Source organism: Bacillus tequilensis (assembly GCF_012225885.1).
Lineage (GTDB): Bacteria > Bacillota > Bacilli > Bacillales > Bacillaceae > Bacillus > Bacillus tequilensis.
In genome coordinates this window covers 926,666-942,257 of record NZ_CP048852.1, presented here as the reverse complement: position 1 = coordinate 942,257, position 15,592 = coordinate 926,666, and the positions used below count along the sequence as shown (strand labels likewise).

The following is a 15,592-nucleotide window of genomic DNA, read 5'->3' as shown; positions in this document are numbered from 1 at the left end:
AGCATAAACTAATCACGAACTTCTTCACACAGGAAAGGAGAAGCGATTCATGGATTATGCCGATTACGATAAAGCACTGTATTACACACATCGTTCCCAATGGGATAATTTATTGATTTTAATGGTGCGTACAGAGGATGATTTGTTATCAAAACGCATCGAGCATTTTCTGCATGCGTATCATTTTGAACAGGATTACGCCGTTCTTGAAAAGATGCTGTATTCTCTTCTCCGTTATATTGATCATGCCACAGAGCTGACGTATGAAGACCAATTAGCCCTGCTCACATAAACAAATCCCGGCGTTCAGACGCCGGGATTTCCTGCTTTTGCGAACATGCTGAGTTCTTCGACAAGCTCTTTTATTATAGGACGGCAACATTTTCCACATCAATGTGCTCCAGATCAAGCACAGGCTGCTTCGGAATGACATTCCTGCATCATAGTTCTCATATTGTTCAGCGTGTTGATGCGCCTTTACCGCCGCCCGCCGCTGCCAATCACGCCACGGGCTTATATTTGGATTGTTCGCTGCTTAGAAAATCCAGCGCATTTTTTAAAGCGCCGCTCATGCCGCTGTGATATCAGGAGATCATAAGACAATCGCATCCGCTCTCGTGACACGCTGCTTAAGCTCCTGCGCCTGCAAACTCCGCTTCCCCATTAAAAATCGGCAATATAAACTCGCTTCGATCAATCAAATCTGTCTGATACAGCGCTGAAAATATAGGATGCGTTGTTTTCTGGAGGCGCCGTTTATGACTAACATATTCACTTCCTGATCTCTCCATTCAGGTTATATTTCACTGCGAAAAGCGCTGCTTGCGTACGGTCGGCCACTTCAAGTTTTGCCAAAAGATTAGACACGTGAGTTTTCACTGTTTTTTCTGAAACAAATAAAGCTGCCGCGATCTCTTTATTGCTTTTCCCGTTGGCAATTTCATTCAGAACGTCCTTTTCCCTGCGTGTTAATTGATAAAATTTTTCTTTTTCCGGATCGTGCTGATTTCTCATATGTGTCAGCACATGGGGCATAATAGCTGACGACAGCATGTATTCGCCGGCATGCACTTGCCTTAGTGTTTTTACCAATTCCTCGGGCTGCGTATCCTTTAATTGATACGCCTTCGCTCCCGCCTGAATCGCCGGAATGACGTGCTCCTGATCGGAGTAGCTCGTCAGCACAATGATATTGATTCCCGGAAATTGCTGTACTGCTTTTCTTATGGCTTGAATGCCGTCCATTTCTGGCATAGACAGATCCATCAGCACAAGATCAGGCTTTGTCTCTTCAATGACACGGAGTGCTTCTGTTCCTGTTGCGGCCTCTCCGGCAACTTCAATATCATCTTGGGTGGCAAAGAAAAAACGAAGCCCCTTTCTGACAACATGATGATCATCCGCAATAACAATTTTCATTGCATTGTCCTCCCATTCTGATTAGTCAGCGGAAGCCTGACGGACAGCTTTGTCCCCGCTCCAAGCTCTGACTCGATCAAAAACTCGGCGCCGGCTGTTTCCGCCCGTTCTTTCATACCCTTGATGCCGAGTGAAGGCAGCCCGTCATGCGCTTCATAGCGAAACCCCGTCCCATGATCGATGATATCCAGCTCCGCATGGCGCGAAGAAGCAGTCAAGCTGACATACGCCGTATCCGTTCCAGCATGTTTTTTGGTGTTATTTAAAGCTTCTTGTACGACGCGCCACAGCATATGCTCCTGTTCATCTGTAAGAAACGGACAGCCTTTTTGTGTAAAAATAACATTCAAGCCGATGAGCGCGCCATAGCTTTTAATGGCTTCAGACAGCCCTTTTTCCAATCCTCCCGGCCGAAGCTGCCAAATTAACGCCTTCATTTCTGCGAGCGCATCCTGTGATAGGTTTTGGATGAAATCAATCATCTGCTGCAAATTCTCATCTTTTGTTAATGTCTTTGCGGCTCTGGCTGTTAAACTGACGGAAAACAACATTTGATTGACAGAATCGTGAAGCTCTTGGGCCAGACGGTTGCGCTCCATTAAAAGAGCATTTTTTTGTTTATATTCAGAAAACTTCATACGCTGGATCGCCGTTCCGATCTGAAAGGCGACAGACTCGAGTAAATGCAGCTCTTCCTCATCAAACATGGTTTTTCCAGCCGCCGCAACATTTAACAATCCGAATCTCCTGTCCCCATCTTCTAAAGGCACAGTTGCATGATGTGTAATCCCCTCTGTGTCAAAGCAGTGCAGTTCCTTAGCTGATTCTATGCGCTTGCAGTTCATGATATTAGCTGCCCTTCTAAGCCCTCCGTGATTAAACTTTGTCAGACAGTAGCACTCCCCTTCGCACATCAGCACTTTTTCCTTGCGGATTAAAGCCGGAGGCAGGTAAGCGTCCGCCGCTAACGTATAGGAACCGTCTTCTCCGATCAGAAAAATCCATCCGGATTGAAGGTTCGTCAGACTCAGCAATTCTTTTAAAACCTCATCCAGTGTTGCTTTGATATCGTGTCCTTGATTTAAGATTTCCGCAATGGTTTTCAGCGTTTTTAATTTCTCCATCCTTGTTTTGCTCACGTTCCTCACTCCGGCAAATGATCTTGTTATTTCAGATTATACCAGTTTTTTGTATTTCACTGCTTTGCTTGAGGACTGATTTTCTTTCAGACTTTTGGATGAGAAAAAGAAAAAAGCCGGATCATTTACAATGATCCGGCGTATGCTCGAACTATTTTGCTGTAGCCTCTACAATGTCGTCTACCGTCTTCATCACATCATCAGAAAGCGCTGCAAGACGCTTTTCACTGTCTTCTAAAGAGGTTCCCTTTACAGCGAAATAGAATTTGACCTTCGGCTCAGTTCCGGAAGGACGGAGGCAGAACCAAGATCCGTCTTCCAGGAAGTATTTCAGTACATTTGATTTGGGCAAGTCGATCGCTTCTTCTTTGTTTTCCTTCAGAAGCGTCCGTTTGCTTACAGCGTAATCTTCAGCTGTCACAACCTGTTTGCCGGCCATTTTTTGCGGCGGGTTTTGTCTGAAGGAAGCAAGGATCGCTTCGATCTGTTCTGCCCCCTGTTTTCCTTTCAGCGTCAAGGACTTCAGCCCTTCACGATAAAATCCGTATTCGTTAAAGAGCTTGATGAGCGCTTCATATAAGGACATTCCTTGTTTTTTATAGAACGCGCAAACTTCAACCGCCAAAAGCGCCGCCTGAATAGCGTCCTTATCTCGGGCAAAATCCCCGATTAAATAACCGTAGCTTTCTTCATAACCGAATTGGAAGGTGTACTGGCCTGATGCCTCGTATTCCTTAATCTTTTCGCCGATAAACTTAAAGCCTGTCAGCGTATCAATCGTATCAAGACCGAATGAAGAAGCGACCGCACGTCCGATTTCACTTGTGACAATTGTTTTGAGAACAACGCCGTTTTCAGGCAGGATGCCTTGTTTTTTCTTTTCAGAAAGCAAGTAATGAAGCAGCAGCGCACCGGTTTGGTTTCCTGTCAGCACTGTGTATTTGCCTTGATCGTTTTTCACTGCGATGCCGAGGCGGTCAGCGTCAGGGTCTGTTGCGATGAGAATATCTGCGTTCTGCTCCTCCCCATATTTCATGGCATATTCGAAGGCCGCATGCTCTTCCGGGTTTGGAGAGCTGACAGTAGAAAAGTTTGAATCAGGCTGCTCCTGTTCTTTAACAACTGTTACTTTTTTGTAGCCGAGTGCTTCAAGACCGCGTCTGACCGGCTTATTCGCGGTTCCATGCAGCGGCGTGAACACAACGTTTACATCTACTTCTTTCGATAATTCAGGATGGACGGAAATGGATGTCAGTTTTTCTGTATAGACTTTATCAATGTCTTCACCGATGATCTTGATTAAGCCTTTTTCTTTTAACGCTTTTTCATCGTCGACTGTGATCGTCAGCTCATTTTCAATCGCGTTTACCTGATTAATGACGATGTCAGCTTCCTTTGGAGGCAGCTGGCCGCCGTCATCTCCGTATACTTTGTAGCCGTTATATTCAGGCGGGTTATGGCTTGCTGTCACCACAATCCCGCCATAGGCGTTCAGCTGTCTGACAGCGAATGACAGCTCAGGTGTCGGGCGAAGTTCATCAAATACATATGTTTGAATGCCTTGTGTCGCAAGTGTTTTTGCAGCTTCCATCGCGAACTCCGGCGATTTATGGCGGGAATCATAAGCAATGACTACGCCCCGTTTTTTCGCTTCCTCACCTTGCTGCGAGATGTATGCCGCAAATCCGGCTGACGCTTTGCGCACAGTGTAAATATTCATCCGATTCGTTCCGGCTCCGATTTCTCCGCGCATTCCGCCGGTGCCGAATTCAAGATTTTTATAGAAGCAGTCCTCAAGAGCCTGTTCATTCCCCTCCAATTCAGTGAGGCGCTCTTTTAATTCCGGATCTAAATGATCTGTCTGTTTCCATCGTTCATAGCTCTTTCTCCAAGTCATGTTCGTCCTCCTATGTATCAGCTTATGCCATTATTTTATATGAAGCGGGTGCCTCTGTCACTTGATAACTTGAGTCCTGGAACTTTCGGCATGTAAAAAGAAATAACGGGCTGACAGACAGCCCGTTATGATTTATTGCTCGAGCGGCACAACCGCATCGTGTAAAAGCTTGTTGAGGTTTTCTGTATGTTTGTTTTTCGCCTGCTCATCCCATTGGAATCGCTCGCTCATAAAATCAATAACGGCATCTTTATACGTTTTTACCCAATTGATATCAAAGAATAAACGTCCCGTTCTGCGGACAAAGAAATCAGCAGGTGTTGCGGTCATCTCTTCTTCTATACTGTATTCTGCCTCAGCGAGAATATGAACCGGAACATGGCGTTTCGCGGCTTCTTCTTTCAACGCTTCCACTCGGTTAAATACACGCTCTACGTTAGAACCGTATCTGATCGCCAGCTGTTTTGCGTCTTTCTCTGATAAGCCGGCTGCGATGCCTTCTTTTGTTTTCGCCGTAACGAAGGACATGAGATTTTTTGAACCGCCGACGTGTCCGCCTGAGATTGGCATGTTTTTCGTTTTACATGAACCGAAATCTTTTTCGCCTTCTTCTTTTAAGCGATCACGTACAAGATCGACGATGTGCTCCGCCATTTTTCTGTACCCTGTCAGCTTACCGCCGGCGATTGTGATCAGGCCAGAGTCAGATGTCCAAATCTCGTCTTTCCGAGAAATTTCGGAAGGGTCTTTTCCTTCTTCATGAATCAGAGGACGCAGCCCCGCCCAGCTGGATTCGATGTCATCCGCAGTGATATTCAGTTCTGGGAACATGTAATTGACTGACTTGATGACGTAATCACGATCCTCCTTTGTCATTCGCGGATGCTCAAGCGCTTCTTTGTAAACAGTGTCTGTTGTTCCCACATATGTTTTGCCTTCACGAGGAATCGCAAATACCATACGGCCGTCAGGTGTATCGAAATATACCGCCTGTTTCAGCGGGAAGACAGACTGGTCAAATACAAGGTGAACACCTTTTGTATGCTGTAAATGCTTTCCGTTTTTCGAATGGTCTTTTTCTCTGAGCTGATCGACCCATGGCCCTGTCGCATTGACAATTTTTTTCGCATACACTTTATATTCTTTCTTTGTCAGCATATCTTGAATTAATACGCCGACTGCTTTGCCTTTTTCGTAAAGGAGCTCCTTTACTTTGGAATAATTCACGGGCTCTGCTCCGAATTTGACCGCTTCCTTCATGACTTCGATTGTCAGTCTCGCATCGTCAGTGCGGTATTCCACATAGTACCCGCCGCCTTTTAAACCGTCTTTTTTCACCAATGGCTCTTTTTGCAGCGTTTCTTTTGCAGAAAGCATGCTTCTTCGTTCTGATTTTTTCACGCCTGCAAGGAAATCATAAACTCTTAAACCGATAGAGGTTGTGAATGAACCGAATGTGCCGCCTTTATGAAACGGAAGCAGCATCCATTCCGGCGTGGTGACGTGCGGGCCGTTTTCGTACACAATCGCCCGTTCTTTCCCCACTTCTGCAACCATTTTCACTTCAAATTGTTTTAAATAGCGTAAGCCGCCATGAACAAGCTTCGTTGATCGGCTTGATGTGCCCGCCGCGAAATCCTGCATTTCGCTGAGCGCGACTTTCATTCCCCTTGATGCCGCGTCAAGAGCTGTTCCCGCTCCCGTAATTCCTCCGCCGATAATAAATAGATCGTATGTTTTTTTCGTCATGTCTGTCAGCATGCGGTCTCTTTCAAGACTTGAAAATGGATGTTTCATTATGGCTCCTCCTTGTTGTCACGGTGTGTAAATAGAAAAAGAGACCACAACAGCCAAAGTGCATGGTTACACTTTGGTGCTGTGGTCTCTCCTCATCTCAGGACCGTTCTTATTAACTTGTAATCAGTATATCATACTCTCATTCTATTTAAAAGCCATAGCCGCTTTTACGGCTTTTTGCCAGCCTGTATACAGCTCATGTCGTTTTTCTTCTTCTAATTCAGGCTCAAACCGTTTATCCAGATTCCACTGGTTCGCGATTTCAGAACGGTCCTTCCAGAATCCCACAGCAATACCTGCCAAATAGGCCGCGCCAAGCGCAGTCGTTTCATTAATTTCCGGACGCTCCACAGGCACATCCAGAATATCTCCCTGGAACTGCATCAGGAAATTATTTTTCACGGCGCCTCCGTCTACACGAAGCGTCTTTAATGAAATATTTGAATCAGCTTCCATTGCGTCAAGCACATCTTTTGACTGATATGCCAATGACTCCAGTGTCGCACGGATAAAATGTTCTTTTGTTGTGCCTCTTGTCAGGCCGAAAACCGAACCGCGCACGTCGCTGTCCCAGTAAGGCGTTCCCAGGCCGACAAATGCCGGAACAACATATACGCCGTCGGTTGAATCCACCTTCTCCGCGTAAGATTCGCTGAGTGCGGAATCCTGGAACATTCTCAATCCGTCTCTGAGCCATTGAATGGCAGAGCCTGCTACAAAAATACTTCCTTCTAAAGCATATTCAACTTTTCCGTCAATGCCCCATGCGATTGTCGTTAAAAGGCCGTGTTCGGACTTAATTGCTTTTTCCCCCGTATTCATCAGCATGAAACATCCTGTGCCGTACGTGTTTTTTCCCATGCCCTCTTCAAAGCACGCCTGGCCAAACAATGCGGACTGCTGGTCTCCTGCCGCACCTGCAATCGGGATATTTTTTCCGAAGAAGTGATAATCAACAGTTTCCGCATACACATGGGAAGACGGCTTCACCTCAGGCAGCATGGGTTTCGGTATATCTAAAATGTCGAGAAGCTCGTCATCCCATTTTAAATCGTAAATATTAAACATCAGTGTTCTGGATGCGTTTGAGTAATCGGTCACATGCGCTTTTCCGCCAGACATTTTCCAAATGAGCCATGTATCAATCGTCCCAAACAGCAGCTCGCCTTTTTCCGCTTTTTCTCGTGCGCCTTCCACATTGTCTAAAATCCACTTCACCTTCGTGCCGGAGAAATACGGATCGATTAAAAGCCCTGTTTTTTCTCTGAAACGCTCATTATATCCTTTTTCACGAAGCTCCTCACAAATGCCGGACGTCTGCCTGGACTGCCAAACAATCGCATTGTAGACAGGCTTTCCTGTGTCCTTATCCCACACAACCGCCGTCTCACGCTGGTTTGTGATACCGATGCCGGCAATTTGAGAAGCGCTGATTCCCGATTCAGAAATGACTGATGCGATAACAGCGAGGACAGAGCCCCAAATTTCATTCGCATTATGCTCAACCCAACCTGGGTGCGGGAAGTATTGTGTAAATTCCTTTTGAGCGGAGTGAACGATTTTGCCTTCTTTATTAAACAGAATCGCTCTTGAACTTGTCGTCCCCTGGTCTAAGGATAAAATGTACGTTTCCATAAGATGTCTCCCCTTTGATTACATATATTTTGAATTTGATAATGTTTTAGCAGAATGTGATTTCGTATAAACATAGAGCCCTAACAATACCACAACCAATATAACGCTTACAATCCAGAAGCTGCTTGTGATCTGCCCTTTAAATGCGGCGTTGTAAAATACGCCGCCGAACGATCCGCCTAAAATCGGGCCGGCTACCGGAACCCATGCGTATTTCCAGTTTGATGAGCCCTTGCCCGGGATCGGAAGAAAAGCGTGGGCAATCCGCGGCCCTAAGTCGCGGGCCGGATTAATCGCATAGCCGGTGGTGCCCCCAAGAGAGATACCGATCGCCACGATGAGAAAACCGACAATTAAAGGATTAAGCCCTTCTGTAAATTGATTTGCCCCAATCGCCAAAATGCCAAGCACAAGAACAAATGTCCCGATTACTTCACTTAAAACGTTTGCAAATGTATGCGGGATGCTCGGACCTGTTGAGAAAACACCCAGCTTGGCAGCGGGATCATCCGTTGACTTCCAATGAGGCAGGTAGTGCAGGTAGATAATCACCGCACCGATGATCGCACCGATCATTTGCGCCGCAATATAAACCGGAACCTCTTTCCACGGAAAATCGCCAACAAATGCAAACGCTATCGTTAATGCCGGATTCAAATGTGCTCCGCTGATGCCGCCAACCGCATAAGCCGCCATGGCAACACCCAACCCCCATCCAAATACAATAACAATCCAGCCAGACTGGAATGAAAGCGATTTCTTTAAATTGACACCTGCACAAACACCGGCCCCAAAAATGATAAGCAGCATCGTACCGATGACCTCTCCCCAAAATGCTGTCATAGCACATTCCTCCTAAAGTCACGATTAAAAGTATGATAGAGAAGAAGAGAATAAAAAACCACAACAAACCGCTTTACGGGTGCATAGACATTTACCGTAAAGAGCTGCTGTGGTCTCCGAGTTCTCCATCACAATGTATTAACCTAGTGCAATTGTATCAGCCGATGAAAGCGTTGTCAATCTTCCTTCGTCAAAAAGTTTTCATATCTCTTCCATAATTTGGTGTTTGATGTTGTGACAGCAACAGCCCCTGCTTTCAAGGCCTGTTCTACATCCTCTTCCGTACGGATGAAACCGCCGGCAAAGATGGGAATTCCCGTTTTCTCTTTTATTTCTTGAATGAGTGACGGAACGATACCGGGCAGCACTTCAATGAAGTCAGGCTTATGCTTGCCGATAAACTCCATACTTTTCTCCATCGCGCTTGTATCAAGCAGAAACAGGCGCTGAATCGCATAGATTTTCTTCTGCTTCGCTTTGGCAATCACGTTCGATCTAGTTGAAATAATCCCGGCGGGCTTGATGTCCTGGCAAATAAACTCTGCTCCGTATTCATCATGCTTGATTCCCTGGATAAGATCGACGTGCACCATCATCTTCTTTCCGTGCTTTTGCGCCTCTTTGATCACGCCCTTCAGCTGGCCGAGATGAATATCGAGAATAACGCCGTAGGAAAATGAACTGTTCAAAAACTCATCAAATTGCTTCATATTGCGAATAGCCGGTAAAATCGGCTGATTGTGAAAACTCATCGTGTGCTCCTTTAACAAATCACTTTTATATTAAATCGTCTGAAAGCTATCTTTCACCGTTTTCACGATAAAGGAGAGGCCTTCTTCTGTCAGGCAAAATGGCGGCGCGAGCTGGATGACATTGTTGTAGCCTGCGACGGTATCTCCGTTTTTGCCGATGATCAGCCCTTTTTCTTTGCACGCCGCAACCACTTGGTTTACTTTGTCAGCATCAGCCGGCTCTTTTGTCAATTGATCTTTGACGAGCTCGATTCCGATCAGCAGCCCTTTTCCCCTCACATCTCCGACTGCCGGGTGTTCTCTTAAGGCTTGAAGCTCACCCAAAAGCACTGCTCCAAGGTCGCGGGATCGCTGAATCAGCTGTTCATCCTCCATAATTTGCAGATTTTTCAATGCCAATGCACAGGCAGCCGGGCTTCCGCCGAACGTGTTCACATGACGGAAACGGTCGTAAGGCGCATCACCCTGGTACGCTTCAAAAATATCGCGTTTCACAGCAGTCGCTGACAATGGCAGATACGCGCTTGTAATTCCCTTTGCCATCGTAATGATATCAGGCTTTACGCCGTAATGCATAAATCCGAACGGCTCGCCTGTCCGTCCAAAACCGCAGATGACTTCATCGCAAATCAAAAGAGCTCCGTGGCGGCGGCAAATGTCCTCCACCTTCTTCATATAACCGTCCGGCGGCATCAAGATGCCCCCGCCTGTAATGATGGGCTCCATGATCACCCCGGCAATCGTTTCACTTAATTCCCATGTCATGATGCGGTCAATCTCATTTGCGCTTTCAAGCGTGTCTGCATCCTTTGGGTTCCGATAGACATCCGGCGGGGCTGCATGCAGGAACCCCTGGCTTAAAGGCTCATATTTATATTTCCGCTGCGCTTGTCCCGTTGCTGAGAGTGCTCCCAATGTGTTGCCGTGGTATGCTCTGTATCTTGAGATGAATTTATAACGGCTGTGATCGCCGTTTTGCAGATGGTACTGGCGGGTGATTTTAAAAGCAGTTTCGTTTGCTTCCGAACCGCTGTTGGAAAAGAAGATGACATAATCGCCGCCAAGCCATTCATTCAGCTTTTCCGCCAGTTGAATCGCCGGTGCGTGACTTTGCGTTAACGGGTAGTAAGGCAGCTCCTTTAATTGCTCATAGGCGGCCTCCGCAAGCTCCTTTCTGCCGTAACCAATATTGACGCACCACAAACCGGACATCGCATCCAAATAACGGCGCCCTTCTATGTCGGTCACCCAGGCCCCTTCCGCCTTTTGGGCAATCAGGCTGTCCGCTTGATGCGCTCCCTTCATGGCATGCCACACAAATTGCTCATCTTTTTGCTTTAATCCCTGATTTTGCTGAATGTTTTCCATCCCCAACATCTCCATTTCATTAGCGTTCGCTAAAGTGCCAATTCAATTGAAACAGACCTTCTCATATGTGATGTCTTGGTGATGGTTTCCCTGCCTACAATATAAAGCCAGACTGGGCTAGAGTCAATAAACCCCGGAAATCATAAGCTTCCTCTTTCTCAAGAAGAAAAATTGTGTTGGCAGCGGTCGGCATAGCGGCAATCATCATTTGTTTTGCCATGTCATCCACAGGCAATAACAATGTAATCAAGCGCAATCAACGGGGAAACCATCAGCTCTAAAGCGTAGACAAGAACTAAAACAAACAGACTCCGTAAGGTATTTTCTTGCATCCAATTTCCTTTATTTTAAAACAAGTATGTAAGCGCTTCAATTCCATTTTAAAAAAACCCGCCAATTCAGGCGGGTATCGGGATTATTTTTTATATTGGATATGATAAACATCACGCCGTCTGTCTTTTAGCTGGCGCACTGTACCGTTTTGACGCTGCCTTCTGAGAATTTCCAGGTCAACATCGCCGATGACGACCATTTCGATATTCGGGTTTGTTTCGCCGACAATGCCATCTCTGGCGAATTCGAAATCAGAAGGTGCAAAGATGCCTGACTGTGCGTATTGGATATCCATATTTTCCGTTTGCGGAAGGTTTCCAACCGTTCCCGAAATGACCGTATAAATCTGATTTTCAACCGCTCTTGCCTGCGAACAGTATCTGACACGCAAATAGCCTTGGCGGTCTTCTGTACAAAACGGCGTAAAAATGATTTTTGCGCCTTTATCCGCAGCAATCCGGGCAAGCTCAGGAAATTCAATGTCATAACAGATTTGAATGGCGATTTTTCCGCAGTCCGTATCAAACACGCGAACCTGGTCTCCGGCGCTGATTCCCCACCATTTACGTTCATTCGGCGTAATATGGAGTTTATATTGCTTTTCGATTGTTCCGTCACGTCTGAACAGGTAAGCAATATTATAGATCTTGCCTTCCTCTTCGACGAAATGAGATCCGCCGATAATGTTGACGTTGTACTTTACGGCCAAATCAGTAAACAAGCTGATGTAATCCTCTGTATACTCGGTGATTCTCTGTATCGCCAAGCTCGGTGACCGTTCCTCAAGGAATGACATGAGCTGGGTAGTGAAAATTTCCGGGAAGACCGCAAAATCAGATCTCGCGTCGGAAGCGACATCGACATAGTATTCTACTTGATTGGCAAATTCCTCAAAAGAATAAATTTTCTTCATTTCGTATTGAATCACACAAATTCTCACAGGGAACGCCGATTTATAATAGCGTTTTGTCTGCTGCGGAAGATAATCGACATTATTCCATTCCATCAGCGTCGCATACTTGATCGAAGCTGTATCATCCGGGAGATAATTCGGGTTAATCCGCATAAGGGTAAAACCGTTCATCAGCTGAAAAGAAAGGACCGGATCGTAAATTTGGTGGCGTGTCACCTGTTCAACGTACGCTCTTGCCGTCATTTCTTCTGCATATTTATGATAGTTCGGAATCCGTCCGCCTATGATGATGCTTTTCAGATTTAAGCGTCTGGCCAAATCCTTTCTCGCCTCATACAAACGGTGGCCGATCTTCATTCGTCTGTATTTTGGATCCACCATAACCTCAATCCCGTACATATTTAAGCCGTCCGGATTATGGTTGGTGATATAACCGTCATCTGTAATGTCCTGCCACGTATGGCGGTCATCATATTCATCAAAATTAATCAGGAGACTCGAGCACGAGCCGATAATTTCACCTTCGAATTCTGCACAAAACTGCCCTTCGGGAAAATGCTCCAAGTGACTGATTAAATGCTCCCGCTTCCAAGGCTCCATCCCCGGGAAGCAATCCTTTTGCAGATCGATAATCTTTTCGATGTCTTTTTCTTCGATATTGCGGATGACCATTTTCTTTTCAAAACGGGTCAAATCTAATTTTTCAGACAAACTGCTCGCTCCTTTCTAGTGTTGTGAGTTCAGATGATCAAGCAATAAGGCGAGCTCCATCTCTGCCATTGATTCAAGCCTGTGATCATAGTCTTCAAACATCAAAGTGCCCGTCACTTTATTCGGGACAATCACACACTTCATTCCTGCTCTTTTCGCAGCAATTGAACCATTCACAGAATCCTCAAACGCAAGACATTCCGATGGGGATACACCAAGGTTCTTTGCCGCCAATACATACAGTTCAGGATTCGGCTTTACCTCTTCCACATCATCCGCCGTTTGGATGACCTCAAAATCGTCAAACAGGCCAAGTTGCTTCAAATGGCCCGACACCCACTTATAATCGGAGCTGGAGGCAAGGCCTACCTTTAAACCTAAATCCTTTGCCGCATTCAAATACGCTTCAACACCCGGTCTTGCTTTTTCGTTCTCCATGCGTTTCGCAAACCGTTGTCTTCTCAATGCTGTCAGTTCCTCATGGTTCAGCTTTTTGCCAATCTGCTCTTCTAAATACTCAAAAGGCCGAAATCCCGCCGCTGTTCCGATCACCTTTCCCCAGACAGACATAGGCAGGGCTGATCCATGCTCCTCAAATATTTCCTGAAGGACTTCATATTCGTGAGTTTCTGTATCTAGAATCAGTCCGTCAAAGTCAAAAATTAACGCTTTAATCACTGCGTACAACTCCTTTAGTCCAAATTGAGACATATGTATACACTCACTATACCCCGAAACATGTCTGCTTTCAAAAAGTAAGGTTTATGTGAAGAAAGAGCCTGCACAACGCAAGCTCTTTCTTATTAATGAATGTTTTGATGAGAAATGTTTGTCAGCGCTTCTCCCGCAGACTCGTTCGACATCTGATTGACTGCCAGGTCTCCAAGCGCAACGATCCCGACTAGATTGTTTTGATCTACAATAGGAAGGCGGCGGATTTGGTGCTGGGCCATCAGCTGAGACGCGTCTTCCAGACTCATATGAGGGTTTCCCGATACGAGATCTGTTGACATCACTTCTGAAACGGGTGTATGGCCATCTCGGCCCTGAGCTGTAGTTCTTAATGCAATGTCACGGTCAGTCAGCATTCCTTTTAAAACACCTTGCTCTACAACGGGAATGACCCCGACGTTATGCTGTTTCATGAGAGAAGCCGCTTCCTGAATCGTTTGATTCGGTGAAACGGTTGCCACCTGCGTTGTCATTGTATCTTTTACTGAACTCATTGCCAGCACCCCTTTCAATCATTAGTATGTTCAGACGCGAGCCGATTAAAAAGGAAGTTAGAGGAAAGGTTTTATGATATGATTTCACTGATGCAAAAAAGAGCTTTTCTGAAAATAGAAAAGCTCTTGCTGCCTGATTATATCAGCCTTCTGAGACCGAGAATGGCTTTGTTTGTTTTCGTTTGAAAGTCAGAAAAAGCAAACGGAAAATATATCCCGAAATCATTCAGCATCTTGCTGTTTTTCTCAAAAATTGCCTGATCACTCACATTAAAATGCGGCGAAGGCTTTGTCAGGACAATATGTATCATTTGCAGACAAGCCATAATTTGAAACGCTTCTTTTAACGTTCCTTGGTAATAATGGTTATTTAAAGACAAAACGCCTTTCTTTTTAAAGCGCTGTATATCCAGTTCGGAGAAATAAAGAGGAAATACGTCATGGAAAAGCTCCATTGAAAGCTCCTTGATAAAGCTCTCCTGTTCTTCAGTTGCTGCGTTCACAATTCTCACGTCAATCACCTTTCTTGCCATCGAATATCCTAAGTCTTACTCAAGAATAGCACAGAAAAAAACGCGAAAGCTAAGGTAAGTGTTTCCTATAGAAACAAATGCCTTCCGCTTCGAAAAGGAGCCATTAAACATGAAACAAAAAGGCAGAGGGCTTGAACTCCTCATTAACGACAAACACGATGGACAATGGCTGTTTTCTGTACTGAAAACAGCGCTCAAAGCCTCTAAACCCGTGATTCAAGACTGGATGTCCCATCATCAGATAAAGGTCAATCACGAATCCGTCATCAACAATGTGGTCGTAAAAAAGGGAGACCGCGTGTTCATTGATCTTCAGGAAAAGGAAGAATCCACCGTCATACCGGAGTATGGAGAGCTTGATATTTTATTTGAGGACAATCACATGCTCATCGTCAATAAACCGGCAGGCATAGCGACTCATCCGAATGAAGCCGGCCAAACCGGCACACTGGCTAATTTGATCGCATACCATTATCAGGTGAATGGTGAAACATACAAGGTGCGCCACGTCCATCGCCTTGATCAGGACACATCTGGCGCAATCGTTTTTGCCAAGCATCGTTTGGCACACGCCATCCTGGACCAGCAGTTAGAGAAAAAAACGCTGAAACGCACGTATACCGCGATCGTTGAAGGAAAGCTAAAGACAAAAAAAGGGACAATTGATTCACCGATCGGCAGAGACAGATCACACCCGACTAGACGCCGGGTTTCACCCGGCGGACAAGCAGCCGTCACTCACTTCAAGGTCATTGCCGGCAATGCGAAAGAGCGCCTGTCGCTCGTTGAATTAGAACTCGAAACAGGAAGAACACACCAAATTCGTGTTCATATGGCGAGCATCGGCCATCCGCTGACAGGTGATGCGCTTTACGGAGGCGGGAGCAAGCTGCTCAACAGGCAGGCGCTCCATGCCAAAAAGGTGCAGGCGGTTCACCCGATAACCGGCGAGCTGATTGTTGCCGAAGCGCCTTTCCCGGCTGATATAGAAAACCTTTGCCGCACATATTTTTCATGAAGAATAGC

14 protein-coding genes and 2 pseudogenes are annotated in these 15,592 nt (G+C 45.9%); 2 read left to right on the top strand and 14 right to left on the bottom strand.

All coding sequences use genetic code 11. The features are described 5' to 3' along the window. The first annotated feature begins 49 nt into the window (after positions 1 to 49). A complete protein-coding gene (locus G4P54_RS04995) occupies positions 50 to 292 on the top strand; it encodes a YhdB family protein (RefSeq protein WP_003224139.1) in 243 nt (80 codons plus the stop codon). A gap of 14 nt (positions 293 to 306) precedes the next feature. On the opposite strand, the pseudogene G4P54_RS04990 reads toward G4P54_RS04995, so the two are convergent. From G4P54_RS04990 to G4P54_RS04930, 14 genes and pseudogenes are all read right to left on the bottom strand, one after another. Continuing rightward, positions 307 to 775 (bottom strand): annotated as a pseudogene (locus G4P54_RS04990) (NADPH-dependent FMN reductase). After that, positions 772 to 1,419, bottom strand: a complete 648-nt coding sequence (locus G4P54_RS04985) for a response regulator (RefSeq protein ID WP_167871963.1) — start codon at positions 1,417 to 1,419, stop codon at positions 772 to 774. The pseudogene G4P54_RS04990 and the gene G4P54_RS04985 overlap by 4 nt, the downstream one beginning before the upstream one ends. Next, entirely contained in the window at positions 1,416 to 2,558 is a 1,143-nt protein-coding gene (locus G4P54_RS04980) for a GAF domain-containing sensor histidine kinase (protein ID WP_167871962.1), read from the bottom strand. Before G4P54_RS04980 ends, G4P54_RS04985 begins: the two co-directional genes overlap by 4 nt. Positions 2,559 to 2,709: 151 nt before the next feature. Beyond that, positions 2,710 to 4,455: a phospho-sugar mutase gene (locus G4P54_RS04975; RefSeq protein WP_167871961.1), complete on the bottom strand. Its 1,746-nt coding sequence runs from the start codon at positions 4,453 to 4,455 to the stop codon at positions 2,710 to 2,712. A 132-nt stretch (positions 4,456 to 4,587) separates the two neighbouring features. After that, positions 4,588 to 6,255, bottom strand: coding sequence for a glycerol-3-phosphate dehydrogenase (glpD, locus tag G4P54_RS04970; RefSeq protein WP_167873825.1), 1,668 nt, complete (start codon positions 6,253 to 6,255; stop codon positions 4,588 to 4,590). 141 nt (positions 6,256 to 6,396) lie between these two features. Next, positions 6,397 to 7,887, bottom strand: a complete 1,491-nt coding sequence (gene glpK, locus G4P54_RS04965; RefSeq protein WP_167871960.1) for a glycerol kinase GlpK — start codon at positions 7,885 to 7,887, stop codon at positions 6,397 to 6,399. Positions 7,888 to 7,905: 18 nt separating this feature from the next. Then, a complete protein-coding gene (glpF, locus tag G4P54_RS04960; protein ID WP_024714721.1) occupies positions 7,906 to 8,730 on the bottom strand; it encodes a glycerol uptake facilitator protein GlpF in 825 nt (274 codons plus the stop codon). A 176-nt stretch (positions 8,731 to 8,906) separates the two neighbouring features. Next, positions 8,907 to 9,482 (bottom strand): glycerol uptake operon antiterminator GlpP, encoded by a 576-nt coding sequence (gene glpP, locus G4P54_RS04955; protein ID WP_167871959.1) that lies wholly within the window; start codon positions 9,480 to 9,482, stop codon positions 8,907 to 8,909. Positions 9,483 to 9,512: 30 nt separating this feature from the next. Then, complete coding sequence (locus G4P54_RS04950; RefSeq protein ID WP_167871958.1) at positions 9,513 to 10,865, bottom strand: aspartate aminotransferase family protein; 1,353 nt, start codon at positions 10,863 to 10,865, stop codon at positions 9,513 to 9,515. 148 nt (positions 10,866 to 11,013) lie between these two features. After that, positions 11,014 to 11,131 (bottom strand): annotated as a pseudogene (locus G4P54_RS21610) (AEC family transporter); the annotation flags it as partial. A gap of 134 nt (positions 11,132 to 11,265) precedes the next feature. Next, positions 11,266 to 12,807: a bifunctional GNAT family N-acetyltransferase/carbon-nitrogen hydrolase family protein gene (locus G4P54_RS04945; protein ID WP_024714725.1), complete on the bottom strand. Its 1,542-nt coding sequence runs from the start codon at positions 12,805 to 12,807 to the stop codon at positions 11,266 to 11,268. 15 nt (positions 12,808 to 12,822) lie between these two features. Further along, positions 12,823 to 13,485 carry an HAD family hydrolase gene (locus G4P54_RS04940; RefSeq protein WP_167871957.1) on the bottom strand — a complete coding sequence of 221 codons (663 nt, stop codon included), beginning with the start codon at positions 13,483 to 13,485 and terminating at the stop codon, positions 12,823 to 12,825. 125 nt (positions 13,486 to 13,610) lie between these two features. After that, positions 13,611 to 14,033 carry a CBS domain-containing protein gene (locus G4P54_RS04935; protein ID WP_024714727.1) on the bottom strand — a complete coding sequence of 141 codons (423 nt, stop codon included), beginning with the start codon at positions 14,031 to 14,033 and terminating at the stop codon, positions 13,611 to 13,613. A gap of 137 nt (positions 14,034 to 14,170) precedes the next feature. Further along, on the bottom strand, positions 14,171 to 14,566 hold the full coding sequence (locus G4P54_RS04930; protein WP_167871956.1) for a YhcU family protein: 396 nt from the start codon (positions 14,564 to 14,566) through the stop codon (positions 14,171 to 14,173). 109 nt (positions 14,567 to 14,675) lie between these two features. Between G4P54_RS04930 and G4P54_RS04925 the strand changes: the two genes are divergently transcribed. Continuing rightward, positions 14,676 to 15,584, top strand: a complete 909-nt coding sequence (locus tag G4P54_RS04925) for an RluA family pseudouridine synthase (protein ID WP_167871955.1) — start codon at positions 14,676 to 14,678, stop codon at positions 15,582 to 15,584. Positions 15,585 to 15,592 lie beyond the last annotated feature (8 nt).

Excerpts from the sequence above, each read along its gene's own strand:
- G4P54_RS04995 (WP_003224139.1), top strand. The coding sequence starts at position 50 with ATGGATTATGCCGATTACGATAAAGCACTGTATTACACACATCGTTCC.
- G4P54_RS04985 (WP_167871963.1), bottom strand. The coding sequence starts at position 1,419 with ATGAAAATTGTTATTGCGGATGATCATCATGTTGTCAGAAAGGGGCTT.
- G4P54_RS04975 (WP_167871961.1), bottom strand. The coding sequence starts at position 4,455 with ATGACTTGGAGAAAGAGCTATGAACGATGGAAACAGACAGATCATTTA.
- glpK (WP_167871960.1), bottom strand. The coding sequence starts at position 7,887 with ATGGAAACGTACATTTTATCCTTAGACCAGGGGACGACAAGTTCAAGA.
- glpF (WP_024714721.1), bottom strand. The coding sequence starts at position 8,730 with ATGACAGCATTTTGGGGAGAGGTCATCGGTACGATGCTGCTTATCATT.
- glpP (WP_167871959.1), bottom strand. The coding sequence starts at position 9,482 with ATGAGTTTTCACAATCAGCCGATTTTACCGGCTATTCGCAATATGAAG.
- G4P54_RS04950 (WP_167871958.1), bottom strand. The coding sequence starts at position 10,865 with ATGGAGATGTTGGGGATGGAAAACATTCAGCAAAATCAGGGATTAAAG.
- G4P54_RS04935 (WP_024714727.1), bottom strand. The coding sequence starts at position 14,033 with ATGAGTTCAGTAAAAGATACAATGACAACGCAGGTGGCAACCGTTTCA.
- G4P54_RS04930 (WP_167871956.1), bottom strand. The coding sequence starts at position 14,566 with ATGGCAAGAAAGGTGATTGACGTGAGAATTGTGAACGCAGCAACTGAA.
- G4P54_RS04925 (WP_167871955.1), top strand. The coding sequence starts at position 14,676 with ATGAAACAAAAAGGCAGAGGGCTTGAACTCCTCATTAACGACAAACAC.